Raw genomic sequence first — 1,266 nt, 5'->3', positions numbered from 1 at the left:
TGCCAGTAGTTATTTTTCAGACGTAATTTTTAAAATTCGTTAATAATTCTTTCTGTTTGTCTCTCATACTGCCAACTTTATGGCTTAAAGTTCCACCACTTTTTTTGCCGTATCTAAAAAAAATGTAAGTTCATTAATGAGTTCCTCCCATTTTTCTATAACTATTTGTTTATGTTCGAAGTTAGTTTTCATAAATTCTTTTCTTTCAACTATTTTTAGTGTTATTTTTTAAAAATCTTTCATAAAGTCTTTTAACTTGCACTTGGTTCATATCTTTTCCTTGTCTTGTTTTCAAACCTTTTTCATTCATTTGCTTTGTTATTTCATAAAAGGTTTTTCCTTTTTTCTTTAATTTCATAATGAATCTAATGTTTTCAACATTTGTTCTATCAATAAGAGAATTGTGCTTTCGTTTTTTAACTCCTTTTTTTATAGTTTCTTTAGTTATTTTTTTTGGACTTCCAAACTTGTTTTTATTTGCAATTAAGTTTTTAGAAATTATTATATTAATATTCTCATCTATTAAAGTAAAGTCTTTAGCATCTATAAAATATAGAATAATTGTATCGTTAATTTCATTTCTAAAAAGTGATTCCAAAAAATCATCTTCTATTTCTTTAATTCTGTTAAATATTCCTGTAATCTTAATATTAGAAAAAATTTCTTTAAAGTGATTTTTATAATTTTTTCTGAACTCAAACTTATCTTTACATTTATACTTTTTCTGAATTAACCACCCAGAAAATAGTTCCCAAATTCGACCTTTGTCAAGACCTCTTTTTACATTTTCTTTATGGTTATCTGTTCTTCTATTACTTTTAATGCCGTGAACTTTCATATGGCAACTTGAACATAAAGGGATAGTTTTTGTTCCACCATAAACTCGAGGAATTATATGGTGGTCTTCAGTTGCTTCTTCACCACATTCAAAACATTTTGATGTATTTATAGTAATTTTCATTATTTAATGAGAGAATACAACCATAAATGTAAAATCATTAGAGATGAATCCAATTAAATAACCTAAAATATTTTCATCTTCAACTATTTTTAATTCAATCAATTCTTCCGTGTTTTGAATTCATACACGTTTCAATTTTCCTATAATTTACAAAGTTTTCTTCTGTTAAATTTTCTGTTCTAAATAATGATTTTTTCCCTTTTCAATTAAATCGTTAAAAGAATTATCATTTATAGAGTTTGTATTCTCAATTAACTTATGAAAGTGTTGTTTTATCATTTCGGTTTTTTTGTAATTACTGGCAA

The 1,266-nt window shown here is 24.9% G+C and carries 1 protein-coding gene; it reads right to left on the bottom strand.

Annotation, left to right across the window (positions count from 1 at the left end; genetic code table 11):
• Positions 1–205 precede the first annotated feature (205 nt).
• Positions 206–961, bottom strand: a complete 756-nt coding sequence (locus N5A56_RS17270; RefSeq protein WP_265724466.1) for an HNH endonuclease — start codon at positions 959–961, stop codon at positions 206–208.
• Between the last annotated feature and the right edge of the window lie 305 nt (positions 962–1,266).

The sequence above is a fragment of the Polaribacter ponticola genome (genome assembly GCF_026191475.2).
Taxonomy (GTDB): domain Bacteria; phylum Bacteroidota; class Bacteroidia; order Flavobacteriales; family Flavobacteriaceae; genus Polaribacter; species Polaribacter ponticola.
The sequence above is the reverse complement of the archived record's forward strand: the minus strand, read 5'-3'. Positions and strand labels throughout refer to the sequence as shown.